This window comes from Micromonospora humi (assembly GCF_900090105.1).
GTDB classification, from domain to species: domain Bacteria; phylum Actinomycetota; class Actinomycetes; order Mycobacteriales; family Micromonosporaceae; genus Micromonospora; species Micromonospora humi.
Map to the genome: position 1 here is coordinate 163,788 of NZ_FMDM01000010.1, position 25,343 is coordinate 189,130.

General features: G+C 73.9%; 20 protein-coding genes. 8 read left to right on the top strand and 12 right to left on the bottom strand.

Features of this window, described 5'->3' with window-relative positions; genetic code table 11:
* Positions 1-30: 30 nt before the first annotated feature.
* The 3 genes from GA0070213_RS19880 to GA0070213_RS19890 form a co-directional block, all read right to left on the bottom strand.
* Complete coding sequence (locus GA0070213_RS19880; RefSeq protein WP_091066554.1) at positions 31-453, bottom strand: roadblock/LC7 domain-containing protein; 423 nt, start codon at positions 451-453, stop codon at positions 31-33.
* A complete protein-coding gene (locus tag GA0070213_RS19885; protein ID WP_245716478.1) occupies positions 450-3,026 on the bottom strand; it encodes a sensor histidine kinase in 2,577 nt (858 codons plus the stop codon). Before GA0070213_RS19885 ends, GA0070213_RS19880 begins: the two co-directional genes overlap by 4 nt.
* Before the next feature lie 108 nt (positions 3,027-3,134).
* Positions 3,135-4,517, bottom strand: a complete 1,383-nt coding sequence (locus tag GA0070213_RS19890; protein ID WP_091066562.1) for an FGGY family carbohydrate kinase — start codon at positions 4,515-4,517, stop codon at positions 3,135-3,137.
* 235 nt (positions 4,518-4,752) lie between these two features.
* Here GA0070213_RS19890 and GA0070213_RS19895 point away from each other — a divergent pair, with 235 nt between their 5' ends.
* Positions 4,753-6,672, top strand: a complete 1,920-nt coding sequence (locus GA0070213_RS19895) for a chorismate-binding protein (protein ID WP_091066565.1) — start codon at positions 4,753-4,755, stop codon at positions 6,670-6,672.
* Positions 6,673-6,745: 73 nt separating this feature from the next.
* Here GA0070213_RS19895 and wrbA read toward each other — a convergent pair whose 3' ends face one another.
* Positions 6,746-7,363, bottom strand: a complete 618-nt coding sequence (gene wrbA / locus GA0070213_RS19900) for an NAD(P)H:quinone oxidoreductase (RefSeq protein ID WP_091066568.1) — start codon at positions 7,361-7,363, stop codon at positions 6,746-6,748.
* Positions 7,364-7,664: 301 nt separating this feature from the next.
* On the opposite strand from wrbA, the gene GA0070213_RS19905 reads away from it, so the two are divergent.
* Complete coding sequence (locus GA0070213_RS19905) at positions 7,665-8,768, top strand: winged helix DNA-binding domain-containing protein (protein ID WP_091066572.1); 1,104 nt, start codon at positions 7,665-7,667, stop codon at positions 8,766-8,768.
* Between the two features lie 196 nt (positions 8,769-8,964).
* Here GA0070213_RS19905 and GA0070213_RS19910 read toward each other — a convergent pair whose 3' ends face one another.
* The 4 genes from GA0070213_RS19910 to GA0070213_RS19925 are packed head-to-tail and all read right to left on the bottom strand — an operon-like array spanning position 8,965 to position 13,296.
* Positions 8,965-10,173 carry an ABC transporter ATP-binding protein gene (locus GA0070213_RS19910; RefSeq protein ID WP_091066577.1) on the bottom strand — a complete coding sequence of 403 codons (1,209 nt, stop codon included), beginning with the start codon at positions 10,171-10,173 and terminating at the stop codon, positions 8,965-8,967.
* 9 nt (positions 10,174-10,182) lie between these two features.
* Positions 10,183-11,019, bottom strand: a complete 837-nt coding sequence (locus GA0070213_RS19915) for a carbohydrate ABC transporter permease (protein ID WP_091066581.1) — start codon at positions 11,017-11,019, stop codon at positions 10,183-10,185.
* A gap of 1 nt (position 11,020) precedes the next feature.
* Entirely contained in the window at positions 11,021-12,016 is a 996-nt protein-coding gene (locus GA0070213_RS19920) for a carbohydrate ABC transporter permease (RefSeq protein ID WP_091066586.1), read from the bottom strand.
* Positions 12,013-13,296, bottom strand: a complete 1,284-nt coding sequence (locus GA0070213_RS19925) for an ABC transporter substrate-binding protein (protein WP_091066591.1) — start codon at positions 13,294-13,296, stop codon at positions 12,013-12,015. Before GA0070213_RS19925 ends, GA0070213_RS19920 begins: the two co-directional genes overlap by 4 nt.
* Positions 13,297-13,502: 206 nt before the next feature.
* Between GA0070213_RS19925 and GA0070213_RS19930 the strand changes: the two genes are divergently transcribed.
* From GA0070213_RS19930 to GA0070213_RS19940, 3 genes are all read left to right on the top strand, one after another.
* Entirely contained in the window at positions 13,503-14,081 is a 579-nt protein-coding gene (locus GA0070213_RS19930) for a DsbA family protein (RefSeq protein ID WP_091066595.1), read from the top strand.
* Positions 14,082-14,294: 213 nt separating this feature from the next.
* Positions 14,295-14,726, top strand: a complete 432-nt coding sequence (locus GA0070213_RS19935; protein WP_091066599.1) for a RusA family crossover junction endodeoxyribonuclease — start codon at positions 14,295-14,297, stop codon at positions 14,724-14,726.
* Between the two features lie 47 nt (positions 14,727-14,773).
* On the top strand, positions 14,774-15,049 hold the full coding sequence (locus GA0070213_RS19940; protein ID WP_091066604.1) for a hypothetical protein: 276 nt from the start codon (positions 14,774-14,776) through the stop codon (positions 15,047-15,049).
* A 22-nt stretch (positions 15,050-15,071) separates the two neighbouring features.
* Here GA0070213_RS19940 and GA0070213_RS19945 read toward each other — a convergent pair whose 3' ends face one another.
* The 3 genes from GA0070213_RS19945 to GA0070213_RS19955 all read right to left on the bottom strand — a co-directional run bounded on the left by GA0070213_RS19945 (position 15,072) and on the right by GA0070213_RS19955 (position 17,642).
* Entirely contained in the window at positions 15,072-15,761 is a 690-nt protein-coding gene (locus tag GA0070213_RS19945) for an AMIN-like domain-containing (lipo)protein (RefSeq protein WP_091066607.1), read from the bottom strand.
* Positions 15,762-16,135: 374 nt separating this feature from the next.
* Positions 16,136-16,921, bottom strand: coding sequence for a DUF4184 family protein (locus tag GA0070213_RS19950; protein WP_091066611.1), 786 nt, complete (start codon positions 16,919-16,921; stop codon positions 16,136-16,138).
* Between the two features lie 22 nt (positions 16,922-16,943).
* Positions 16,944-17,642 carry an HAD family hydrolase gene (locus GA0070213_RS19955; RefSeq protein ID WP_091066614.1) on the bottom strand — a complete coding sequence of 233 codons (699 nt, stop codon included), beginning with the start codon at positions 17,640-17,642 and terminating at the stop codon, positions 16,944-16,946.
* A 196-nt stretch (positions 17,643-17,838) separates the two neighbouring features.
* On the opposite strand from GA0070213_RS19955, the gene GA0070213_RS19960 reads away from it, so the two are divergent.
* A complete protein-coding gene (locus GA0070213_RS19960; RefSeq protein WP_091066618.1) occupies positions 17,839-19,155 on the top strand; it encodes a hypothetical protein in 1,317 nt (438 codons plus the stop codon).
* 45 nt (positions 19,156-19,200) lie between these two features.
* On the opposite strand, the gene GA0070213_RS19965 is transcribed toward GA0070213_RS19960, so the two are convergent.
* Positions 19,201-21,903, bottom strand: a complete 2,703-nt coding sequence (locus tag GA0070213_RS19965; protein ID WP_091066620.1) for an MGH1-like glycoside hydrolase domain-containing protein — start codon at positions 21,901-21,903, stop codon at positions 19,201-19,203.
* A 42-nt stretch (positions 21,904-21,945) separates the two neighbouring features.
* On the opposite strand from GA0070213_RS19965, the gene GA0070213_RS19970 reads away from it, so the two are divergent.
* Positions 21,946-23,889 carry an amylo-alpha-1,6-glucosidase gene (locus tag GA0070213_RS19970; RefSeq protein WP_091066623.1) on the top strand — a complete coding sequence of 648 codons (1,944 nt, stop codon included), beginning with the start codon at positions 21,946-21,948 and terminating at the stop codon, positions 23,887-23,889.
* A 128-nt stretch (positions 23,890-24,017) separates the two neighbouring features.
* Complete coding sequence (locus GA0070213_RS19975; RefSeq protein ID WP_091066627.1) at positions 24,018-25,343, top strand: glycosyltransferase family 4 protein; 1,326 nt, start codon at positions 24,018-24,020, stop codon at positions 25,341-25,343.

A 25,343-nucleotide genomic window follows, 5' to 3' on the forward strand; every position in this document is an offset into this window, starting at 1 on the left:
GGGTGCCCGTCGACGCGGCGACCCCGCCGCTCAGCGCGGCAGCGCCTGCTGCAACTCCGCCCGCAGCGCCGGGGTGAGCATCTCGCCGGCCTGCTTGGCCAGCCGGGCCATCTCGTAGCCGACCACGCCGATGTCGGCGTCCCCGCCGGCCAGCGTGGCCAGGATCGAGCCGTCCCGGATCTGCATGACCAGGAAGTAGCCCCGGCCCATCTCGACCACGGTCTGCTTGACGACGTCGCCGTCGAACATCTGCGCCGCGCCCGCGGTGATGCTCATCAGGCCCGAGGTGACCGCGGCGAGCTTGTCCGCGTGGTCGCGCGGCAGATGCGCGGAGATCGCCACCAGCAGCCCGTCGGAGGACACCACCACGGCGTGCGCCACCCCGGGAACCCGCTCGGCGAACGCGTTCACCAGCCAGCTCAGGTCGCGTGCCTCCTGGCTCAACGTCGTCACTGTCGTCGTCCCCCTTCGTCGCGCGGCAGGTACATCTCGGTGGTCTCCTCGGCCTCGGCCCGTCGTACCCCGCCGTAGAAGCGGGAAAGCATACCGCCGACCGCCTCCGGGTCCGGCTCGTGCCGCACCGCCGCGCGGTCCGGCCGGTCGGCCGACGAGACCGCGGCGAGCTGGGCCATCGGCACGCGTACCGGCAGGCCCCGCTCGTTGGTCCCCCCGGTCACCGGCGTCCGCGCCGGCGCCGGCGTCACACCCAGCACCGACGACGTCGGTCCCTGCCGGGAGAACCAGCCGCCGCCCGCGGCCGCGGCCGGAGCGAGCACGTCCTCGGCCCGGCCGGGCACCGGCCGGGGACGCGGCACCGCGTCGGGCGGGCCGGCCGGTGACCCGGGTGGCGGCTCCGCCGCGTCGCCGAGCGGCCGGCCGGTCAGCGGCGAGACCGGCAGCGCCGGCGGCCCCGACGGCACCGGTGCGCCCGGCCGCGGCAGCACCGGATGACGGCCGGCCACCGGCAGCTCGGCGGTCGCGCCGCCGAGCGCCCGCGACGCCGCGGCGAGCTGACCGGTCAGCATCCGCGCCGGCACCGGCGGGTCCAGCCCCGGCGGAGGCGTCTCGGCCAGCAGATCGGCCGGGATCCGGACCCGGGTGACCAGGCCCTCCCGACCGGGGCGCAACTGCACCCGGAGGCCGTGGCGGGAGCCCAGGTGGCTCACCACGAACAGGCCCATCCGCTCGGACGCGCCCACGTCGGGCGCCGGCGGCTCGGCCAGCACCGCGTTCGCCTCGGCCAGCGCGGCCGGGCTCATGCCCAACCCCCGGTCGACGATCTCCACCAGCGCACCCGGACCGTCCGCCTCGACCACGACCCGCACCACCGTGTCCGGCCGGGAGAACGTGGTGGCGTTCTCCAGCAGCTCCGCGAACAGGTGCACCAGGTCACCGACGGCGTGCCCGACCACGTGCAGGTCGGTGCGGTTCTCGTGGCGCACCCGCTGGTACTGCTCGATCTCCGCGCTCGCCGCGAGCAGCACCGCCCCCAGCCCCACCGGGCGGTTCCACCGCCGGGTGGACTCCGTGCCGGCGAGCACCAGCAGGCTCTCGTCGTTGCGGCGCATGCGGGCGGCGAGGTGGTCCAGCTTGAACAGGTTCTCCAACTGCTCCGGGTCGCTCTCCTCACGCTCCAGGTCGTCGAGCAGCTCCAGCTGCCGCTCGACCAGCACCTGGCTGCGCCGGGCCAGGTTGACGAACATGGCGTTGACGTTGCGGCGCATCATCGCCTGCTCGACCGCGACGTCCACGGCGCTGCGGTGCACCGCCACGAACGCCTCGGCCAGCTCGCCGATCTCGTCCTGCGAGTCGACCACCGCCGGCGGCACGTCGATGGCGCCCACCGGGCGGTCCACCGCCCGCAGCCGCTGAAGGGTCATCGGCAGCTCCACCTGCGCGATGCGCAGCGCCTGGCCGCGGAGCTGGCGCATCGCCCGGGCCACCGACCGGCCGACCAGCAGCGAGATGAGCACGGCCACCAGGAGCACCGCGACGATCCCGCCGGCCACCAGCAACGTCTCGCGCAGCTGTTGGGCGCTCGCGTCGTCGGAGCGGCGCACCGCGTCGTCGAGGATCTCGCCCTCGAGCTGGCGGAACAGCTCCTGCCGCTGCTCCGTGGCCGCCCACCACTGCGGCGCGGACGGCAACGCCGGCTCCGCCCCGCCGGTGGGCAGGGTCCGCTCCTCCAGCCGGGTCGCCGTGACGAAGGCCGGGTCCACCGAGGTGCGGTCGTAGCGGCGCACCTGCTCGGCGGTCGCCGCCACCCGGAACGCGCCCAGGGCGGTGAGCTGCTGGGCCCGCAGGTCGGTCAGCGTCACCTGGTCGTCCGGCTCGTACCGGCCGGCACGGGCGGCCGCGTACAGCTCGGCGCGGATCCGGGAGGACAGCTCCTTGACCCGGGCCAGCTGCACGTAGCGCAGCACCGCGTCGGTCAGCGCCCGCTGGCCGCCTCCGGGCGACGGTTCGGCCAGCAGGTTGAGCAGCGCCGCGACGGCACGGTGGTAGTTGCTGAGCACGGTGTCGGCGGAGAGCACCGCGGGCGGCACCGCGGCGCGGATGTTCACCACCTGGTCGTACGCCTCCAGCGCCTCGGCGTAGGAGACCCGCCAGGCGGCATCGGCGTCGGCCAGCGGCTCGGCCGCGGCGCGCAGCTCGGCCACCGCCCGGTCGGTGGCCTCCTGCAACGGCCGCAGCTCGGCGACCGCGGCATCCCGGTCGGCGCCGGTGCCGCCGCGGCGCAGCGCGGCCAGCTCACCGGCGGAACGGTCCCGCTCCTGCTGGAGCCGGTCGACCACGGCGGTGATCTGCCGGCCGATGCCGACCTGCTCGGCGAAGTCGCTCAGGGTGGTGGTCTGCCCCACCAGGCCCCGGGTCTGCACGCCGGCCAGGAGCAGGAACGCCAGCGAGGGGATCACCAGCACGGTGGCGAGCTTGGTGCCCATCCGCCAGTCCCGCAGCCGGAACCCGGAGCGCCGGCGGTGCGGCGGCGGGGCCGCGCCGCGGGCCGGGTCGGGACCTGCGCGCACACTTGCCTCCTCGGTCCGCTCCACCACGGCGGGGAGCGGGATCCATCCAACCAGGCCGGCGGGCGCTGTCAACGCCCGCCCGGACGGCATGAGCAGGACGGTCAGCGGTTACGCGTCCGGCGCGGCGTCGGCGTCCGGAGGGCCGACACCGCCGATGTCGGCCGCCCGCGCGACCCGGCCCAGAGCCACCAACGCGGCGCCGGTCGCCCCGATCTCCGGGTTGCGCTGCCACCAGACCGTACGCGGGACGAGCACGTCGGCGAAGGCCGCGCGCCACCACGGTGAGGCGGTCAGCGCCCCACCGCCGAGCACCACCTCCATCGGGTCGCCGACGCCGGCCTCGAGCAGCGCCAGGTCGTCGGCGACGAGCCGGCACAGCCCGCCCATCAGCCCGGCGAGCATGTCGACCGCGGTGGTGCCGAAACTCAACCCGCGCAGCTCGCCCGAGCCGGCCGGGGCCGTGCCCGGGGGCCGGTCCCCGCCGAGACGGGGATTGGCCCGCACCCGCGCGTCGGCCCCGGCACGGTGCAGCGCCGCCTCCAGCTCCGCGCCCTCCGGCAGCCGCAGCTCCCGGTTCGCCCAGGCGAACAGGTTCCCGCCGCTGGAGTACGCCGCCCCGGTCACCACGTGGTCGTGGTCGACCCGGTAGCGCCAGAGCTGGTCCGGCAGCGGCGGCAGCTCCGCGCCGGCCGGCACCGCCTGGATCATGCGGACCGCGGCGGAGGTGCCGACGGTGACCGCGGCCCGGGACCCGTCGACGCAGCCGGAGCCCACGTTGGACGCCGCGCCGTCGCCGACCGGCGCGGCCCAGCGTGCCCCGGCCAGCTGCGGCCAGCGCTTCGCGTGCTCCGGGTTCAACCGGCCGCGCCACCCCGGCGGGGCCAGCGCCGGCAGCCGTTCCGGGCGCACCCCGGCCAGCACGCACGCCTCCGGGTCCCAGTCGAGCCGGCGCAGGTCGAGCAGCCCGGTGCCGGAGGCCAGCGAGACGGACATCGGGGCCTCGTCGAGCAGCGCGCCGAGCACGTACTCGGCCAGGCCCGCGAACCCGGTCGCGGAGTCGCCGCCGCGCTCGGCCAGCCAGGGCAGCCGCACCGACCAGTAGCAGCGGTGCCACCAGGTGCCGGTGCGCAGGTGATAGTCGTCCGGATCGGCCGGGCCGACCGCGCCGGCCGGCGGCGCCGGGCGGGTGTCCAGCCAGGTGAGCACCGGACCCGACGGGGTGCCGTCGGCGGCCAGCGGCAGCACCGAGTGCCACTGCGCCGACGTCGCCACCAGACCGACCTGCCCCAGGTGCCCGCCCGCGGCCAGCTCGTCCAGGCACTCGACCAGGCACGCCAGGTAGCCGGCGCCGTCCAGCGTCCCGGTGCCGTCGTCGCCGGTGGCCAGGTGCACCTTGCGGCGGGCCAGCGCACCCGGGCGCGGCACGGCGTCCGCGTCCAGCACGAGTCCGCGCACCGAGGAGGTGCCCAGGTCCAGAGCGAGAATGTCCATCGCCGGTCAACCTACCCGGCGCCGGCCGCGACGCTGATCGGGTTCCCCGGCACCGCGCGGTCGCGTACAGTGATCGTCATGCCCGCGCACCTGTCCTGCTGGTGGCCCGCCGACCCGGCGGCCCACCCCCGCGCGTAGCTTTTCCCACGCGGCCGCCCGACGAGGCGGCCGCCGGTCTCTCCCCGGCATCCCGGGTCGCCCTCGCCGGTGGCCGCCGGCCCACCGAGGAGACCCGATGTCCGTCCCGTCCGACCCGCTGGCCGCTCTCGCCGCCGGCCGCGACCCCGGCCCGTTCGCGCTCGTCCGCCGCGAGGGCGCCGACCACGTCGACCTGTACGCCGGCCCGGTCCACCGCGCCGAGCACCTCGCCGACCTGCCGCTGCCCGACGGCCCGCCCGGTCCCCGCACGCTGGCGCTGGTGCCGTTCCGGCAGATCACCGAGCGCGGCTTCGCCTGCGTGGACGACGGCCTGCCGCTGGAGTTCCTGGAGGTCCGGCAACACCTGCGGATCCCGCTGGCGCGGGTGCTCGACGCGCTGCCGGACGCGCCGGTGCGCACCCGCGACGCCGGCTTCGACATCTCCGACGACGAGTACGCGGCGGTCGTCGAGCGGGTGCTGACCGACGAGATCGGCCGGGGCGAGGGCGCGAACTTCGTCATCCACCGCACCCTTCGGGCCCGGGTGCAGGGCGATCCGCTGACCGCGGCGCTGGCCGCGCTGCGCCGGCTGCTGGTCCGCGAGCGCGGCGCGTACTGGACCTTCCTGGTGCACACCGGCGCCCGGATCCTGGTCGGCGCCAGCCCGGAGCGGCACGTCAGCGTGACCGACGGGCTGGTCGAGATGAACCCGATCAGCGGCACCTTCCGGCACCGGGGCGCGGCGGCCGACCGGGCCGCGCTGCTGCGCTTCCTGCGCGACGAGAAGGAGGTGGAGGAGCTCTACATGGTGCTCGACGAGGAGCTGAAGATGATGGCCGTGGTCGCCGAGCACGGCGGCCAGGTGGTCGGGCCGTACCTGAAGGAGATGGCGCACCTGGCGCACACCGAGTACCTGCTGGCCGGGCGGTGCTCCCGGGACGTGCGCGACGTGCTGCGGGAGACCATGTTCGCGCCCACCGTGACCGGCAGCCCGATGGAGAACGCCTGCCGGGTGATCGCCCGGCACGAGCGGACCGGCCGGCGCTACTACGCCGGCGTGCTCGCCCTGCTCGGCCGCGACGAGGCGGGCCGGCAGACGCTGGACGCGCCGATCCTGATCCGCACCGCGGAGATCACCGGCGACGGTGAGCTGCGGGTGCCGGTCGGCGCCACCCTGGTCCGGCACTCCACGGCCGCCGGCGAGGTGGCCGAGACGCACGCCAAGGCCGCCGGGGTGCTGGCCGCCCTGGGCCTCGGCCCGGACGCCCCACGAGACGACGACGGGGCCGCCGTCGGATACGCCGACGACCCCGAGGTACGCGCCGCGCTGGCCGCCCGCAACACCCCGCTGGCCCGGTTCTGGCTACGACAGCGGGAAGCCGGGGCGATCGCGCCGCGCGGGCTCGCCGGGCGGCGGGCGCTCGTCGTCGACGGCGAGGACACGTTCACCGGCATGCTCGCCCACCAGCTCGGCGCGCTGGGGCTGACGGTCGACCGGCGGGACTGGTCGCGGCCCGGCCCGCTGGACGGGTACGACCTGGTGGTGGTCGGCCCCGGACCGGGCGACCCGCGCGACGCGACCGCGCCGAAGATGGCGGCGCTGCGGGCGGTGCTGGCCGAGCTGCTCGCGTCCGGCCGACCGACCCTGGCGGTGTGCCTCGGCCACCAGCTGCTGGCCGGGCTGCTCGGCCTGCCGCTGCACCGGCGCGACGCGCCCTACCAGGGCCTGCCGCGGGACGTGGACCTGTTCGGGGTGACCCGCCGGGTGGGCTTCTACGCCAGCTTCACCGCTCGGGCCGACGCCGACCGGTTCACCGGCGCGTACGGCCCGGTCGAGGTGTCCCGGGACGCGGTGGACGGCGCGGTGCACGCGCTGCGCGGCCCGGGCTTCGCCGGGGTGCAGTTCCACCCGGAGTCGGTGCTCAGCCGGGACGGCACGGTGGTCCTGGCCGATCTGCTGGGGCATCTGCTCGACCGGCCGGCGTTGAGCGCGCATGGCGCGGGCGATCGGGGGTAGGGACACGGCGACCGGTGGTCCGGACGGGTTCGAGAGCCCCCGTCCGGACCACCGGTCGCCCGTTCGGCCCGGTTCAGCCGGCCATGCCCCGCTTGAGCGCGGCCCCCATCAGCACGGCCCGCTTGGCGGTCAGCGCGGTGGCCGCCAACGCCACGTGGTCCGGGGCGACCTCCCCGTTGTTGCTGGTGTGCGACGCGCCGTACGGGTTGCCGGCGACGAACTGGCTGGGGTCGGTGTAGCCGGGCGTCACCACGACACCACCCCAGTGGTAGAAGACCGTGTACAACGACAGCAGCGTCGCCTCCTGGCCGCCGTGCGAGGTAGCGGTCGAGGTGAAGCCGGTGTAGACCTTGTCGGCCAGCGCGCCGTTGGCCCAGAGCGGGCCGGTGGTGTCGATGAACTGCTTGAGCTGCGCGGCGATCATGCCGTACCGGGTGGGCGACCCCATGATCACCACGTCCGCCCAGGACAGGTCGTCCGGCTCGGCCTCCATCACGTCCTGGGTCTCCAGCCGGTGCGCCTGCCAGCCCGAGTTGGAACGGATCGCCTCGTCGGGCGCCAGCTCACGTACCTTGCGCAGGCGGACCTCGGCACCGGCCTCCTCCGCCGCCTCGACCGCCGACCGCGCCATCTGGTAGGTGATTCCGGTCGCGCTGTAATAGATCACCGCGACCTTGACCTGGCCATCCATCAGACGTTCGCCTCCTTCATTCGGGGTGAGCTCCGGCGACTACCCGTTACTTGCCGCGTCAAACGCCGCTCAAGATTTGCGCAAGTTCGCCGGGGAACCCCGCGCCCGGCCGCGCGCACCGGGGATCCTGTTTCCACCGGCGCCGGCCGTACGCCGCCCCCGCGCCGGGAACCTGAACGGGGGATCGCGCTCCGTCGGCAGCGACGCCGGCGTAGCGCGATCAGGGGCCCGTTCCCGGCTCGCCCGGCGGTGTCGGCGCCCCGACCTATGCTGGCCGTCCACCTGCCGACGGGAGGCCGCCGTGTCCGTACGCCTCAGCCGCGAAGAGGCACTCGCGCTGCGGATGACCGGCCTGCTGCTGCGCCCGCACCCGACCGTCCGGCCGCGGAGCGTGTCCGACGTGGTCGAGTGGTTCGGCGCCATGCAGGCGCAGGACGCGGCGAGTGGCTCGTGGTCGCTCGGCGTACGCCTGCCCGGCGCGACCCGGGCGGACGTCGACGCGGCGCTGGAGCGGCGGGAGGCGCTGCGCACCTGGCCGATGCGGGGCACGGTGCACCTGGTGCCGTCACGCGACGCGCACTGGATGCTGGCCCTGACCGGCGTCCGCACGCTCGGCGGGCTGGCGGCCCGGTGGCGGCAGCTCGGGCTCACCCTCACCGACGGCGACCGCGCCGGCGACGTGCTCGGCGCGGCGCTGAGCGGCGGCGGCCGGCTCACCCGCGCCGAGTGCCTGACCGCGCTGCGCGCCGCCGGGCTGGACACCGCCGGTCAACGCGGCTACCACCTGCTCTGGTACGCCGCCCAACGCGGCATCACCTGCATCGCCCCGCACGTCGGCAACGAGCAGTCGTTCGCCCTGCTCGACGAGTGGGCGCCCGAGCCGCACCGCCCGGAGCGCGACGAGGCGCTGGCGGTGCTGGCCCAGCGCTACGTGCGCTCCCACGGCCCGGTCACCCGGCACGAGCTGGCCCGTTGGAGCGGCCTGACCGTCACCGACGCGACCCGGGCGCTCACGCTGGCCGGCGACCTGCTCGCCCCGGTCGAGGTGGACGGCGAGCCGGCCGTGGTCGACGCCGCGCTGCTCGACGCGCCCCGCGCGGCGGTCGACGACCTGCACACGCTGCCCGGCTTCGACGAATACCTGCTCGGCTTCAAGGACCGCGCACTGATGCTCGACCCGGCGCACGCCGACGCCGTGGTGCCCGGCAACAACGGGATGTTCCAGGCCACCGTGGTCCGCGGTGGCCGGGTGGTCGGCACCTGGAAGCGGACGCTCGGGGCGAGGGCGGTGACCGTGACCGTGCGGCAGCTCGTGCCGTTCGACGCGCCGCTGCGCGCCCGGGTCGACGCGGCTCTGGCCGGCTACGCCGCCTTCGTCGGGCGGGAGCTGCGCAACTCCTGGTGATGGCGCCCCGCCCCACCGACGCTGCTGGGGCTGGTCACGCTCCGCAGTGACCACCTCGGTGCGTCGACCCGGTTCGCGGCCGCGCGCCATCCGTCCGCCCACCGGGCACCTCACACACCGTGTCGAATCCACAGGTGCCACGAGGACGGCGGAAGGGCCGGCGGCCGAAGCCGCCGACCCTTCCGCGCACGGACGCTCAGTCGGCGAGCGCGCCGGCCGACCGTCCCTCGTGCAGGGTCAGGTTGCGGCCACTGCCCGGGTCGAACAGGTGGATCTTCTCCAGGTTGAACCACACCCGCCGGTTCTCGCCCTCGCGGACCGGCGACTCCGCCGACAGCCGGGTCACCAGGTTGGAGCCCGCTCCGGCGAAGTCGGCGGCCCCCGCGTCGGCGGCCAGTTCCTCCAGCTCCGCGGCGGTGGCCCGCTCCCCCTCGACGGTGAAGTAGACGTACTTGTCCGAGCCCATCGACTCGACGATGTCGACCGGCGCCTCGAACTCCACGCCCCGGGCGCGGGTCTCGTCGTCGATCAGCGCCGCGTCCTCGAAGTGCTCCGGGCGGACGCCGAGGATCAGCTCGCGAGGCGCGTCACCGGCCTCCAGCTCACGCCGGACCCGTTCGCCGATCGGCACGTCGCCCAGTGCGGTCCGCAGCCGCCCCTCCTCCACCTTCGCGTGCAGGAAGTTCATCGACGGAGAGCCGATGAACCCGGCGACGAAGAGGTTGCGCGGGTGGTCGTACAGCTCCTGCGGCGGGCCGACCTGCTGCACCGCGCCGCCGCGCATGATGACCACCCGGTCGCCGAGCGTCATCGCCTCGGTCTGGTCGTGGGTGACGTAGACGGTGGTGGTGCCGAGCTGCTTCTGCAGCCGGGACACCACCGTGCGCATCTGCACCCGCAGCTTCGCGTCCAGGTTGGACAACGGCTCGTCCATCAGGAACGCCTTGGGCTGGCGGACGATCGCCCGCCCCATCGCCACCCGCTGCCGCTGGCCGCCGGAGAGGTTGGCCGGCTTGCGGTCCAGCAGCGCGGTCAGCTCCAACACCTTGGCGGCCTCCTCCACCTTCTGGTTGATGGTCTCCTTGTCCATCTTCGCCAGGCGCAACGGGAAGGCCATGTTCTCCCGCACCGTCATGTTCGGGTAGAGCGCGTACGACTGGAAGACCATGGCGATGTCCCGGTCCCGGGGCGCCTTGTCGTTGACCCGTTCCCCCGCGATGCGCAGCTCACCGGAGCTGATGTCCTCCAGCCCGGCGATCATGTTGAGGGTGGTGGACTTCCCGCAGCCCGAGGGGCCGACCAGGATGACGAACTCGCCGTCGGCGATCTCCAGGTCGACGTCCTGCACGGCGGTGGTCCCGTCCGGGAACCGCTTGCTCACCTTGTCCAGCACGATGTCAGCCACTGTTACCACCTATCCCTTGACTGCGCCGGAGGTCAGGCCGGAGACGATGCGGCGCTGGAAGAAGAGCACGAACAGGATGATCGGCACGGTGATCACCACGGCGGCGGCGCAGATCGCCCCGGTGGGGTCCTCGAACTGCGACTCGCCGGTGAAGAACTGCAGGGCCACCGGGACCGTGCGGGACCGCTCGGTCGAGGTGAGCGTGATCGCGAACAGGAAGTCGTTCCAGCAGAAGATGAAGACCAGGATGGCCGTGGTGAACACGCCCGGCGCCGCCAGCGGCGCGATCACCCGCCGGAACGCCTGGCCCTGGGTGGCGCCGTCCATCTTCGCCGCCTTCTCCAGGTCCCACGGGATCTGCTTGAAGAACGCCGACAGCGTGTAGATCGCCAGCGGCAACGCGAACGTGATGTACGGCAGGATCAGGCCGGGCCAGGTGTCGAAGAGGCCGAGCTGCCGCTCGATCTCGAACAGCGGCGACACCAGCGACACCTGCGGGAACATCGCGATCAGCAGGGAGACCCCGACCAACAGCTTCTTGCCGGGGAAGTCCAGCCGGGAGATCGCGTACGCGGCCATCGTGCCGAGCACCACCGCGATCGCGGTGGCGATCAGCGCGATGCCGATCGAGTTGATCAACGCCCGGACGAACTGGTCGGTGTCGAAGATCGTCCGGTAGTTCTCCAGCGTCCACTCCCGTGGCCAGAACTTGCCGTCGGTGAGCGTGGCCGGCGTCTTGAACGACAGCGAGGCGATCCAGAGCACCGGCACGAGCGCGAAGACGACGACCACGACGTCCAGCACGCCCCAGCGCAGCTTCGCCCGTGTGGTGGTTTCCACGGCCATGTCAGCGCCTCTCCCCATCGTCGCTGCCGGGGGCAGCGGTGCCGAACAGCTTCACGAAGACGAAGGCGATGATCGCCACGGTGATGAAGATCAGCACCGACATCGTGGAGCCGATGCCGAGGTTCAGGCCCCGGATCAGGTTGTTGTAGGCCAGCATCGACACCGACGAGGTCTCGTTGCCGCCGTTGGTGAGCACGAAGATGTTGTCGAAGACCCGGAACGCGTCGAGCGTGCGGAACAGCAGCGCGACCAGGATCGCCGGCTTCATCACCGGCAGCATCACCTTGGTGAACCGCTGCCACGCCGTCGCGCCGTCGGTGGAGGCCGCCTTGAGCAGGTCCTCCGGCACCAGCGCCAGCCCGGCCATCAGCAGCAGCGCCATGAACGGCGTGGTCTTCCAGATCTCCGCCAGCATGATGATCGCCAGCGAGCTGGCCCGTTCGGTCAACGGCGCGCTGCCGTCGAACAGGTTCGCCAGGTAGCCGGTGCCGGGCGTCCAGGCGTACCGCCAGGAGAACGCCGCGACCACGGTGACGATGCCGTACGGGATCAGCGCCGCGGTGCGCACGATGCCCCGGCCGACGAGCGTCCGGTGCATGATCAGCGCCAGGCCCATGCCGAGCACCAGCTCGACCGCGACGGTGACCACCGTGATCAGCATGGTCACCCCGAACGCGGTCCACCAGAAGTCGTTCGTCAGCACGGTGACGTAGTTCTCCAGGCCGACGAACTGCCGCTCGTCGGGGAACCGCAGGTCGAAGCGCTGCAGCGAGAGCCAGACCGAGTACAGGATCGGGTATGCGGTGACCAGCACCATGACCAGCGCGGCCGGCGCGCAGAGCAGCCAGCCCAGACGCCGCTCGGCGCGCTTGTTGTCGCTCAGCGGGGCGCCGGCGCCCCGGCGGGCCCGCTGGGCGGGCACCGCGGCGTGCTTGCCGGTCGGCTGCTCCGCCTCGGCGGCGGCCTCCGCGCCGGCCGGAGTGGCGTTCACGCTCACGGCAGGACCCCCTTCGACTCCAGCGCGTCGGCGATGGCCTTGCGCAGCTCGTCCGCGGTCTTCTCGGGGTCGATGCCCGACGGCGGCGACAGGATCGCCGACATCACGGTGGAGATGCTCTGGTAGGCGGGGGTCAGCGGACGCACCGCCGGCTCCTTCAGCTCCTCCAGGATGGTCTCCTTCATCGGGTACGCCTTGGCCATCTCCGGCTCGTCGTAGACCGACTCGATGGTCGGCGGCACGCCGTCGTTGATCGCGGAGAACTTCTGGTGCTCCGCGTCACGCAGGCACCGGGCCACCTCGAACGCCTCGGTCGAGTGCTTCGAGTACTTGCTCACCGCCAGGTTGACCCCGCCGATGGTGACCTTGCTCGGGGTGTTCGCGTCGATGCCGGGCACCCGCGCCCACTTCACGTCCTTGGCCAGCTCCGGATTGGCCTCCTGCATCGCCGGATAGACGAACGGCCAGTTCACCTGGAACGCGCCGCCGCCGGACTGGAACTCCAACCGCACCGGGTCCTCGACCGCGTTGCTGAACGACGGCGAGGTCACCCCCGACGTGGCGAACGTCTTGAGCTGCTCCAGCGCGCGCACGGTGCCGGCGTCCATCACCGCCTTCTTGCCGTCGTCGCTGAGGATCTTGCCGCCGGCGCTCTCGGCCAGCGTGTTGTAGAGCACCACCAGGCCCTCGTACTGGGCGCCCATGGTGAGCACCCGGTAGGGCTTGTTCTGCTCCTTGAGCTGCTGGGCCGCCGAGATCATCTGGTCCCAGGTCTTCGGCGGCTCCGACACCAGGTCGCTGCGGTACCAGAGCAGCTGCACGTTGGTGTTCTTCGGCGCGGCGTAGAGCTTGTCCTCGTACCGGGCGGTGTCCAGCGGGCCGGCGAGCGTGCCCTGCTCCACCTCGGCCTTGTCCTGCCCGGTCCACTCCCGGATCCAGTCCGCGCTGGCGAACTCCTGCGTCCAGGTGACGTCCAGGCCGAGCACGTCCATGCCGCTGTCCTGCGCCGCCAGCCGCCGCACCATCTGCACCCGCTGCTCGTCGGCCTCCCGCGGCAGCACCCGGTAGGTGATCCGGTAGCGCCCCTGCGCCTGCGCGTTGCAGTCGTCGACCACCTTCTGCAGGTTCTGCTCGGGCGGGTAGTACAGGTTGATCGTCGGCGTGCCACCGTCGCCGCCGGACCCGCAGGCGGCCAGCGGGGCCACCAGCGCGAGCGCGGCGGCTGCCGCCACCGCGCGTCCGGCCGGCCGCCGTGCGGCCGTGTCGGGGACTGTCGTCATCACCCTCCCCCTCTCTTCGGCGAGAGCCGGGGAGGTCACCCGTGCCCCGGCGCACGGCGAGACGGTCGAGGCACCGGCCCGTGCGCCCGACGCCCCGGGCGTTTCGTGCGGCTGAACGTGCCCGACCTGCGACGAAGCGAAACATCACGGTCACGTGACGGTCACCCCGCGCTGCGCGCCCACGCCCCCGCGCCTAGGTTGGTGGGATGGACGCCACCTTCTTCTTCGACCCGGTCTGCCCCTGGACCTGGCGCACCTCCCGCTGGCTCGTCGCGGTCGCCCAGGCACGCGGGCTGAGCGTCGAGTGGCGGGCGTTCAGCCTGGCCATCCTCAACGACGGGCAGGTCCCGCCCGAGTTCGCCGAGGCGATGGCGGCCTCCGGCCGGGTGCTGCGCCTGGTGGAGGCGCTGCGCGCGCAGGGCCGGCACGACGACGCGGGCCGCCTCTACACCGAGGTGGGCGCGCGCAGCCACGACGCCGGCGACCCGCTCGGCGACAAGGTCGTCGCGGCGGCGGTGGACGCGGCCGGGCTGACCGACGCGGCGGCGGCGCTGGACGACGACCGCTGGGACGCCGCGGTGCACGAGTCGCACGCGCTGGCGTACGGCTCAGCCGGGCCGGACATCGGCTCGCCGGTGCTGATGGTGCCGGACGCCGCCCGGGGCATCCACGGCCCGATCATCACCGAGGTCCCGGGCACCGAGGACGCGCTGACGATCTGGGACTCGATGCTGCCGCTGATCCGCCTGGACACGTTCCACGAACTCAAGCGCGCCCGCCGCTGACCGGACGCGGTGCCGTCTCACCAGGTGAACGGGAAGACTACCCAGCGTCAGCCGGCTCGGCTAGCGTTTCCCTAGCTCCGTGGCCCGCGCGTCGCCGCCGCTGTCGACCCGCCGCCGGCTGTCCCCCACAGCCCGCTCGATCGGTTGGTTCTCCCCGGAACCGCCGCCTGCGCGCGTACCGGTTGGGCAGGATTCCCCCGAGGAGGTGCCGTCGTGCAGGACACCCGCGCTCTCGCCCTGTCGTTCGAGGTGAGCGGCCTGCCCCCGGTCAAGACCGAGGCCCTGTCCATCTTCGCCGCCGGCCACCGCCAGGCGACGAGGGTCCGTGCCCTGCTCCAGGCCGCCTGCACGGCGGCCCAGCGCACCGGGTGGACCCCGCTCGCCGGGCCGGTGGAGGTGGACCTGACCCTGCGTTGCCCGCCCGGGCACCGCACCTCCGACGCCAGCACCCTGCTGGGCGGCGTATGTGCGGTGCTGCAGGACAAGAAGCGGGTGTCCACCATCGGCCTCGCCCACCTCGGGGTGCTGGTCGACGTCGCGCTCTGGACCGACGACCGGCAGATCCGCCGGCTGTCGTACGCCGAGGAGCCGGCGGAGGAATTCTCGTACCTGGTCCGGGTCGCGGCCGTACCGACGATGGTTTGACCGACGTCCGCGGTGGGGTACCGCGGACGCCGACGAAGGGAGCCCCGATGTCGGAGCCACATGTCACGCTCGACCCGAGCGGGCTCGACCCTGTGCAGCAGAAGCTGCGCGGCCCGCTCGAGGATCAGCTGACCTCGGCCCTGCAGGCGGCCACCGACCGGGTTCGCGCCAGTTACGCGGGCGAACCGGTCGAGGCCGTCTGCCGTCGGCTGCTCGACGAGACCCGCTCCGGCCTGCATCCGGACATCGCCGCCGGCTTCCAGCCCGACATGGACGAGTTCTGCCGGGTCGCGGTGGCGATCGTCCGAGGCGAGATCAACTGAGCGTTCCCGGGCCGGCCGGAGGTCAGCCCCGCCGGACGTCGACGGAGACGACGTGGGTGCCGTCCGCGCGGGTGGCCTCGCCCAGCCGCACCGGCACCCGCCCGCCGTCCGGCGGCTGGAGACCCAGCCCGAAGCTCAGGTGCCCCTCGAAGTCGCCGGCCGCGGCCCAGCCCAGCAGCGTCGGGAAGCCGATCGCCGCCGGCGGCATGTCGGCCGTGCCACCACCGCGCGCGTCGTGCGCCTGCGCCGGGGAGAACCGCACCGACAGGTAGGTCGTGCCGGGCAGTTCGACGGGCGCACCGCGCCCCTCGGTGACGACCTGCGGCACGTAGCCGACCCGGTAGGACGGGGTGGGTCCCCGGAAGGCGAAGCTGATCCGGCTGAAACCCTCCTCCGGATGGTCCCCGACCTGCACCGCCACCAGGACGGGCAGGGGTTCCCCGGGGGTCGGGGCGACCGGCACCCGCACCGGGTGCGTCACCCGGGCGGGCGCGCCGGGCACCGCCCAGCCCCAGGTCCGCCGCCAGGATCCGGCGGTCGTCGCGTCGGCGGGCGCGGGCGGGGTGGCGGCGGGCGCCGGCGGGGCGGCCGTCGTGGCCGGCGTGGTGGTCGGCGGGGGCGCCGGGGCCGCGCCGTCGCGGCCGGTCGCCGTGCAGGCCGCCGCGAGCAACACGACCAGACCGGCGAGCAACGGTACGCGCCGAAGAGTCATGGCTCAGTGTCGCTCCGTGACGCCCCGGCGCGCCAGAGGCATCCCACCCGGCGTCCGGGCCGGACGGGTCAGGACCGGGTCCGCAACTCCCCGGCCCTGACCCCGGCCGTCCGGCATGGTGTCGGTCTACGCCGTCGGAACCCGGCGGGCGTGGCACGACGCCCACGCCGGGCTCCACACGGCGAGCCGGTTCGCCCGCACTCAGCTCCACGGTGCTCTTACCACCGGACTCCGGTGCGCTCCCACCTCACCCCGACGAGGCGTGAACGCCGGCTCAGGTTAGGCAGGTTCGCCCAGGTCGGACAAGCGGCGGACGGGGCCGACGGGCTGTGATTGATGTCAATGCCGAAAAGCGGCATGTCGACGTAACAGGGTCAGCCGATCGGGCGCTGTTCGTCTTCGAGACGCTGGTGGCGACCGGCCTGCCGGGGTGGCGCGGAGCGGGCCGCCGCGGCGCCGGCCACCAGCGCCAGCGCGCCGAGGTGCAGCACGCGCACGCCGGCCGGCGCGGCGGCGGTGGCCGCCGGCAAGCCGGGCAGCAGCAGCGCCCCCAGTGCGGTGACCGCGAGGGTGACCCGCCAGAACACCAGCGGGTTCGCCGGCACGGCCGGCGGGATCACGCCGTCGAAGATCTCGCCGCGGCGGGCCGCGTACACCGCCACGACGACCACCAGCAGGCCACCGCCGAGGCTGGCGATCACGTCCGCGAACTGCCACCAGTACAGCCCGGTCCGGGCGTGGAAGTCGGCGATGCCGAGCAGCCGCGGCAGGCGCTCGGTGTGGGTGATCCGGTCCCAGGCGACGTGGCTGAACGCGCCGATCAACGCCGAGCAGACGGTGACCTGCCAGGGATGGCGGACGCCGGCCAGCGCGGCGTACTGCGGCCAGCCGAACAGGCGCGGTGCGGGCAGGTGCGCGGCGATGCCGGCGACCGCCCGGCGGACGATCCAGGCGTACGCGAGGGCGACCGGCAGGCTCCACCAGAGCAGTCCGCCGAGCGTGTGCGTGCGCATCCCGAGGTCGAAGCGGGTGCCGGCGACAAGGTAGCCGACGTCCGGCGCGACCGCGCCGGTGGCCAGCGCCACCCCGTCGAACCAGTGCGGGCGCCACCATTTCAGCGGCAGCACCGGCGCCAGGTGCGAAGGGAACGTCAGTGGCACGTCCCGGACGTTACCGGCCCGCTCAGAAGTGGCGGACCAGGTCGGGAAACGCGGCCAGCCGGATCACCCCCGGGTCGGACGGATCCAGCTCCTCGTGCTCCAGCACCCAGGTGTTCTCGTTCGGGATGAACACCGCGTTCATGCCCGCGGCCCGGGCGGGCAGGATGTCGGAGCGCGGCGAGTTGCCGATCATCCACGCCCGTGCCGGGTCGAAGGCGTGCTCGCGGGCCAGCCGGCGGTAGGTGTCGGCGTCCTTCTCCGGCACGATGTGCGCCGCCCGGAAGTGGTGCAGCAGCCCGCACGCGTCGAGCTTGCGCTGCTGCTCCTCGCGCTCACCCTTGGTGAGCAGCAGCAACTCGTGGCGGGTGGCGAGGTCGTCCAGCGTCTCCGCCACTCCCGGCATCAGCTCGACCTGGTGTCCGACCAGCGCGACCGCGAGCTGCTCGATCTCGGCGCGTTCGGCCTCGGTGGCGGGACGCTCACGCAGCTTCTCCAGGCAGTCGGCGAGGCTGCGCAGGAAGATCTTGCTGCCGTATCCGTGGGCCAGCGCGTTGGCCCGCTCCACGTCGTCGAGCACGGCCCGCAGCTGCGCCCGGTCCAGGGTGGGATGGTCGAGCCAGGTGAGGAAGTCCTCGATCACCCGCTCGAAGAGGACGTTGTTCTCCCAGAGCGTGTCGTCGGCATCGAAGACCAGCACGGCGGCCTCCCGGCGCTGTCCCATCGCACCCCTCCCCCTCGCGGCCCCTGCCCGAAGGAGGGGCCCCTTCTTAACGCCCGCGGTAGAGGCGGGGCCCCTTTTTAACACGAGGCGTTAACAGGGGGCCCCTCCTTTCATGCCGGGTGGGTCGGCCGGTCGGTGGCTGGGGTGAGGCGGCTACCCGACTGCGGAAATCCTGGTCGGGCGGGATGCTTCAGCGATGACGACCTCATCCGTTCCGGCCCGGGTCGGGCGCCGCGCGGTCCTCGCCGGGGCGGCCGCGCTCGCCGTCGCCGGTGGCGCGTTCCCGGCGTCCCCGGCCCACGCCGTCAACGCCACCCACTCCACCGTGGTCGGCGCGAAGCCGGCGGCCTGGACGCCGCACGCGCTCGACGGCACCGTGTACCGGATCCTCCAGGTCGGCAACCGGGTCTACCTCGCCGGCTCGTTCACCAAGGTCCGCAACGCGAACACCAGCGCACAGCTCGCGATGCCCCGGCTGGTGGCGTTCGACGCCACCACCGGCCGGATCGACACGACGTTCAAGCCGGTGGTCAACGGGACGGTGAAGGCGCTCGCCGCCTCGGCGGACGGCCGTTCGATCTATCTCGGCGGCGCGTTCACCACGGTCGGCGGGGTGGCCGCGCCCCGGGTGGCCCGGGTCGACGCGGTCACCGGCGCCCGGGTCGCCGGGTTCGCCCCGGCGGCGCTGAACAACCAGGTCAACGACATGCGGCTGGTCGGCACCCGGTTGCTCGTGGGCGGCGCGTTCCAGACCGTGGGCGGGGTGACCCGGCGGGCCCTGGCCGCGTTGAACGCGACCACCGGCGCCGCCGACGCGTCGGTGAACCTGCGGCTGGAGGGTCCCCGGGTCACCTCCTCCGGGGTGACCGCCCCGGTCAAGATCGAGGCGCTGGACGTCTCCGCCGACGGCCGGCGGCTGGTCTTCGCGGGCAACTTCAGCTCCGTCGCGGGGCAGGTCCGGCACCAGCTCGCGGTGGCGAACCTGACCACGTCGGGCGCCACGCTGTCCGGCTGGTCGACGACCCGCTACCAACCGCAGTGCTCCAGGTCGATACCCACCTACCTGCGCGGGGTGGACATCTCCGCGGACGGCGCCTGGTTCGTGGCGGTCACGACCGGCGGGGCGTTCCCGGGCACGCTGTGCGACACCGCGACCCGCTTCGAGTTCGGCACGGAGACCACCGGCAAGCAGCCGACCTGGGCCAACCACACCGGCGGCGACACCCTGCTGTCGGTGGCCGTCACCGGCGCGGCGGTCTACGTCGGCGGTCACCAGCGCTGGCTGGACAACCCGTCGGGGCGCAACTCCGCCGGCCCCGGCGCGGTGTCCCGGCCCGGCATCGGGGCGATCAACCCCACCACCGGCCGGGCGCTGGCGTGGAACCCCACCAAGGACCGCGGGGTCGGCACCGCCGAGCTGTACGCCACCGACCGCGGCCTGTGGCTCGGCAGCGACACCGTGACGGTGGCCGGCGAGTACCACGCGCGGGTGGCGTTCCTGCCGCTGCCCTGAGCGGCGGCGCAACGGCGGCGCGGCGCGGGGCGGGAAGCGCGGCGCTCAGCGGCGCAGGGTGAGGATCAGGTCGGCGACCAGGGCCGTCCAGCCGGTCTGGTGCCAGGCGCCCAACCCGGCGCCGTTGTCGCCGTGGAAATACTCCGGGAAGCAGATCAGGTCCCGCCAGTCCGGGTGGGTCTGGAACAGTTGCGCCGCCCCGTAGATCGGCCGCCGCCCCCACCCGTCCTGGGTGAACAGCGAGATCAGCCGGGCGGACAGGTCGTCGGCGATCTCGTCGAGGGTCCGCTTGACCCCGGAGCGGGTCGGGTACTCGACCTGGAGGTCGTCGCCGAAGAACGCGGCGTGGTCCCGCAGCGCGGTGATCAGCAGGAAGTTCGTCGGCATCCAGATCGGGCCGCGCCAGTTGGAGTTGCCCCCGAACAGGCCGCTCGTCGACTCGGCCGGCTCGTAGCCGACGCTGAACTCCTGCCCGCCGAGCGTCACCGTGAACGGCTTGTCCAGGTGGGCGCGGGAGAGCGTGCGCAGGCCGTACTCGGAGAGGAACTCGTCGGTGTCGAGCATCCGGGCCAGCAGCCGGACCATCTGCTCCGGGCCGACCATCGACAGCAGCCGCTGCTGGGTGCCGTCCGAACCGAGCCGGCGTCCGCCGATCACGTCGGCGTACTCCGGGCGGTTGGTCAGGAACCAGCGCAGCCGGGCGCCCAGTTCGGGCAGGCGGCGCATGGTCCGGGTGGTCAGCCGGGTGACCGCGGCCAACGGCAGCAGGCCGACCACCGACCGCACCTTCAGCGGGACCTTCGTGCCGTCGGCCAGCCGCAGCACGTCGTAGAAGAACGCGTCCTCGGGGTCCCACAACCCCTGCTCGTACGCCGCCGCGGCGATGTACGCGAAGTGCTCGAAGAACTTCGTCGCGGTGTCCACGTACGCGTGGTCGTGCTCGGCCAGCACGATCGCCATGTCGAGCAGGTTGAGCGCGTACATGGCCATCCAGCCGGTGCCGTCGGACTGCTCCAGCGTGCCGGCCACCGGCAGCGCGGCCGACCGGTCGAACGGCCCCACGTTGTCCAGGCCGAGGAAGCCGCCCTCGAAGACGTTGTTGCCGCCGGTGTCCTTGCGGTTGACCCACCAGGTGAAGTTGAGCAGCAGCTTGTGCATCACCCGGGCGAGGAACTCGTGGTCGCGGGAGCCGTCGATCTCGAAGACCTTCAACGCGGCCCACGCGTGCACCGGCGGGTTCACGTCCCCGAACGCCCACTCGTACGCCGGGATCTGCCCGTTCGGGTGCAGGTACCACTCGCGGAGCAGGAGCAGCAGCTGCTCCTTGGCGAAGCCCGGGTCGACCCGGGCGATGGTCACGCAGTGGAAGGCCAGGTCCCACGCCGCGTACCAGGGATATTCCCACGGGTCCGGCATGGAGAAGACGTCGAAGCTGTTCATGTGCCACCAGGCGCTGTTGCGCCCGTGCCGCCGGCCGGCCGGCGGCGGCGCCGACCCGGGATCACCCTCCAGCCAGCGCTTGACGTCGAAGTGGTAGAACTGCTTGCCCCACATCAGCCCGGCGATCGCCTGCCGGGCGACCAGCGCCTCGTCGGTGGTGGCCGCCGCCGGGATCACGCTGTCGAAGAACCGGTTCGCCTCGGCGCGGCGGGCCCAGAGCACGGTGTCGAACCCGTCGTCGAGGTCGGCCGGGGCCGGCGGACCGGCCGCCGGCGGCGGCGCGGTGCGGGTCAGCCGCAGCCGGATCTGCCGCTGTTCGCCGGCCGGCACGTCGAGCACGTAGTGCAGCGCGCCCTTGGTGCCGACACGGTCCGGGTTGACGGTGGGCGCGCCGGCCACCACGTGGTCGTTGATCCCGTCCTTCGGGTACGCCGACCGTCCGGGCAGCCCCCACAGCCGCTCCGCGTTGGTCTCGTTGTCGCACAGCAGCGGCGTGGGCTCGCCGTCGCCCTCCAGCAGGAGCTGGCCCAGCACCCAGTGCTCACCGACCAGTCGGGAACCGGCGCCGACCAGCTGCGGCACCCGGTCGGCGCCGGGCAGCCCCCAGGACCAGGTGTTGCGGAACCAGAGCGTGGGCAGCACGTGCAGGGTGGCGTCCTCGTCGCCCCGGTTCGCGACCGTGACCAGCACGCACATGTCGGTCGGCGACGCCTTGGCGTAGTCGACGGTCACCGCCCAGTACCTGTCGTCGTCGAAGATGCCGGTGTCCACCAGCTCGTACTCGGTGTCGTCGCGGCCGCGCAGCGCGTTCACCGAGACCAGCTCGTCGTACGGGAACGCGGCCTGCGGGTAGTGGTAGCGCCAGCGCATCCAGGAGTGCGTGGGCGTGGAGTCGAGATACCACCAGTACTCCTTGGCGTCCTCGCCGTGGTTGCCGCCGTCGCCGCCGAGGCCGAACATCCGCTCCTTGAGGATCGGGTCCCGCCCGTTCCACAGCGCCAGCGCGAAGCAGAACGTCTGCCGGTCGTCGCAGACGCCCGCCATGCCGTCGTCGTTCCACCGGTAGGCTCGGGACCGCGCGTGATCGTGGGGGAAGTAGTCCCACGCCGTGCCGTGCTCGCTGTAGTCCTCCCGTACCGTCCCCCACGCCCGCTCGGACAGATAGGGGCCCCATGCGCGCCAGTCCTGCTCCCCGGCGTCGGCCTGGGCGAGCCGGTGCCGCTCGGGGTCGGAGGTCGCGGAGGTCGGGCGGTCGGTGATCACCCGCACATCTTCGACGCCGCCGGGGTACTTCTCCACAGCGGCCATTGTCGTCGTGGCATGTCACACCTCGCTGCCGGTGGAGGAAAGTTGATCGACATCCGGTTCGGCCCGCAGGCCTGCGGGGAGCTGTCCACCGCCGCCGGGCGGGAATGGCTGGTCACGGACGGGCGCGGCGGCTACGCCATGGGCACCGTGGCCGGGCTGCGCACCCGTCGCTACCACGGGTTGCTGGTGGTGCCGGGTGCGACACCGGCGTCCCGCAAGGTGGGACTCGTGAGCCTCGACCCGGCGGTCACCCTCCCGTCCGGCCGGCAGGTCCGCCTCGGCGCGCACGAGTGGTCCTCCGGCGTGGTCGACCCGCGCGGCTTCGAACTGCTGGAACGCTTCGACCTGACCGACGGGGTGCCGCGCTGGCGGTGGCGGATCGGCGACGTGGTGATCGAACGGGAGATCGCCATGGCGTACGGCCGGTCCTGCGTGGCCGTGGTCCACCGGCTGGTCTCCGGCGGCCCGGTCCGGCTGGACCTGGCCGCGGCCTGCACCTGGCGCGACGCGCACGGCGAGCGGCGGGCCGACGGCCCCGCGCCCCGGCTCGAGCCGGTGGCCGGCGGCACGGTCGTCGACGGCGCGTTCCGGCTCGCCGGGCCGGACTGGACCCCGGAGGGCCAGTGGTGGCACGGCGTCCGCCACCGGGCCGAGGCCGCCCGGGGCCTGAACCCCGACGAGGACCTCTGGTACGCGGGCCGGTTCTCCGCCGCGCTGGACGCCCCCGGCGCGACGGTGACGGTGCTGGCCTGGGCGGACGACCTGGCCGAGGAGCCGCCGTCGGCGACCGCCGTGGTCGAGGCGGCCCGGCGACGCAACCGGGCGGTGGTGGCCGCCGCGAAGCCCGACGACGCCGTCGAGGCGACGCTGGCGCTGGCCGCCGACGCGTTCGTGGTCCGCACCGCGACCGGCCCGGACGTGGTGGCCGGCTACCCGTGGTTCGGCGCCTGGTCGCGGGACACCATGATCTCCTACGAGGGGTTGTTCCTCTGCACGAACCGTGCCGACGAGGGCCGGGAGCTGCTGCGGGCGTACGCGGGGACGCTGTCGGAGGGCATGCTGGCGAACACCGCCGACACCGGCCGGGTCGAGCACAACACTGTCGACGCCACGCTCTGGTTCCTGCACGCGGTGAGCCGGCACGTCACGGTCACCGGCGACACCGACCTCGGCGACGAGCTGCTGCCCGCGCTGCACGGCATCGTCGAGGCGCACGTGGCCGGCACCCGGTACGGCATCGTGGTCGACCCCGCCGACGGGCTGCTCACCCAGGGCGGCCCCCCGGACACGGCGCTGACCTGGATGGACGCCCGGGTGTACGGGGTGCCGGTGACCCCGCGTACCGGCAAGCCGGTCGAGGTCAACGCGCTGTGGATCAACGGGCTGGCCGGGCTCGCCGAGCTGACCGAGCTGGCCGGCCGCGACGCCACCGCCCTGGCGGACCTGCACGGCCGGGCCACCACCGCGTTCCGCGACCGGTTCCCGTCGCCGGCCGGCTGGCTGCACGACGTGGTGGACGCGCCGGCGCCCGCGTACCCGCTCGGCGGCGCCCCGCACCACGACGACGACCTGCTGCGCCCCAACCAACTGCTCGCCTGGTCGCTGCCCTACGCCCCGCTGGAGGCGGACCGGGCCGCCCTCGGCCGGCTCACCGAGGCGCTGTTCACCCCGCTCGGCCCGCGCAGCCTCGCCCCCGGCTCCCCCGGCTTCACCGGCCGGCACCGGGGCGGCCCGGCCGAGCGGGACTCCGCCTACCACCAGGGCACGGTCTGGCCGTGGCTGACCGGGCCGCTGCTCGACGCGTACCGGAAGGCGGGCCTGCCCACCGCGGACCTGCTGGTCGGCCTGGAGGGCCACCTGGTCGAGGACGGCCTGGGTTCGGTCAGCGAGACCGCCGAGGGCGCGGCCCCGCACGGCGCCACCGGCTGCCCGTTCCAGGCCTGGTCGGTGGCGGAGCTGCTGCGCGCGCGGCGCGCCCGCCGGTAACGCGTTACAGACCGGCAACCCGCGCGTCGCCGCCGGTTATCGACCCCTGGGCAGGATGGGTGGCGACCCCTCCGGACGCCCTCGGCGGTGCCGTCCCGGCGGGATGACCACAACTCAAAGGGGGCCGCGTGTCAGCTGACGCCGAAGTGATCGACATCCAGCCCGCCCGGCGCCTGCGGGTGCTGCTGCTCTCCTGGGAATACCCTCCCGTGCTGGTCGGTGGCCTCGGCCGGCACGTGCACGCGCTCTCGGTGGCCCTGGCCGCCGCCGGGCACGAGGTCACCGTGGTCACCCGGCACGCCGAGGGCACACCCGTGGAGGAGTACGCCGACGGCGTCCGCGTGCTGCGGGCCGCCGAGGATCCGGTCCGGTTCCCGCTCGCCACCGACTCGCTGCTGGCCTGGACCATGGCGTTCAACCACACGCTCACCCGCACCGCCCTGCGCGCCGCCTCCACCGGCGCGTACGACGTGATCCACGCCCACGACTGGCTGGTCGCGCACACCGCCGTCACCCTGGCCGAACACCTGGACGTGCCGCTGGTCACCACCATCCACGCCACCGAGGCCGGCCGGCACCAGGGCTGGCTGCCCGGGGAGATGAGCCGCACCATCCACGGCGTCGAGCACTGGCTGAGCAACGCCTCGGCCCGGGTGATCGCCTGCTCCGGCTACATGCGCGAGCAGGTGTCCCGGCTGTTCGACGTGCCGGCCGGGCGCGTCGACGTGGTGGCCAACGGCGTGGACGACCGGGCCTGGCGGGCCCGCCCGCACGCGGTCGCCTCCGCCCGCGCCCGCTTCGCCGGCCGCGGCCCGCTGGTCGGCTACGCCGGCCGGCTGGTCTACGAGAAGGGCGTGCAGCACCTGGTGGACGCCGTGCCGCGCCTGGCCGCCCGGCACCCGGGGCTGCGGGTGGTGATCGCCGGGGACGGGCCGTACCGGGACGAGTTGGTCGACCGGACGCAGCGGCTGCGCCTGGGCGACACGGTCCGCTTCGCCGGCTTCATGGACGCCACCCAGCTCCCCGCCGTGCTCGCCGCCACCGACGCCACCGTGATCCCCAGCCTCTACGAGCCGTTCGGCATGATCGCCCTGGAGGCGGCGGCCGCCGGCGCGCCGCTCGCGGTGGCGCGCACCGGCGGGCTGGCCGAGATCGTCGAGCCCGGGGTGACCGGGGTGACGTTCCCGCACGGCGATCCGGACGCGCTGGCGGGCGCCGTCGACCGGCTGCTCGACGACGAGGTGTTCGCCCGCCGGGTGGCGCGCAAGGCCCGCGCCATGGTGACCCGCCGCTACGCCTGGTCGGCCATCGCGACCCGCACCGCCGTCAGCTACGCCGCCGCCCGCCGGGAACACCACTCGTTCCAGGCCCGCCGGGCCGCCGCGCTGCTGGCCGGGGGTCGTCCGGCCGTCGCCATTCCGGAGGGAAACCTGCTGGCCGGCGCGGCGAGCTGA

Excerpts from the sequence above, each read along its gene's own strand:
- GA0070213_RS19890 (WP_091066562.1), bottom strand. The coding sequence starts at position 4,517 with ATGGACATTCTCGCTCTGGACCTGGGCACCTCCTCGGTGCGCGGACTC.
- GA0070213_RS19895 (WP_091066565.1), top strand. The coding sequence starts at position 4,753 with ATGTCCGTCCCGTCCGACCCGCTGGCCGCTCTCGCCGCCGGCCGCGAC.
- wrbA (WP_091066568.1), bottom strand. The coding sequence starts at position 7,363 with ATGGATGGCCAGGTCAAGGTCGCGGTGATCTATTACAGCGCGACCGGA.
- GA0070213_RS19915 (WP_091066581.1), bottom strand. The coding sequence starts at position 11,019 with ATGGCCGTGGAAACCACCACACGGGCGAAGCTGCGCTGGGGCGTGCTG.
- GA0070213_RS19925 (WP_091066591.1), bottom strand. The coding sequence starts at position 13,296 with ATGACGACAGTCCCCGACACGGCCGCACGGCGGCCGGCCGGACGCGCG.
- GA0070213_RS19930 (WP_091066595.1), top strand. The coding sequence starts at position 13,503 with ATGGACGCCACCTTCTTCTTCGACCCGGTCTGCCCCTGGACCTGGCGC.
- GA0070213_RS19940 (WP_091066604.1), top strand. The coding sequence starts at position 14,774 with ATGTCGGAGCCACATGTCACGCTCGACCCGAGCGGGCTCGACCCTGTG.
- GA0070213_RS19945 (WP_091066607.1), bottom strand. The coding sequence starts at position 15,761 with ATGACTCTTCGGCGCGTACCGTTGCTCGCCGGTCTGGTCGTGTTGCTC.
- GA0070213_RS19955 (WP_091066614.1), bottom strand. The coding sequence starts at position 17,642 with ATGGGACAGCGCCGGGAGGCCGCCGTGCTGGTCTTCGATGCCGACGAC.
- GA0070213_RS19960 (WP_091066618.1), top strand. The coding sequence starts at position 17,839 with ATGACGACCTCATCCGTTCCGGCCCGGGTCGGGCGCCGCGCGGTCCTC.
- GA0070213_RS19965 (WP_091066620.1), bottom strand. The coding sequence starts at position 21,903 with ATGGCCGCTGTGGAGAAGTACCCCGGCGGCGTCGAAGATGTGCGGGTG.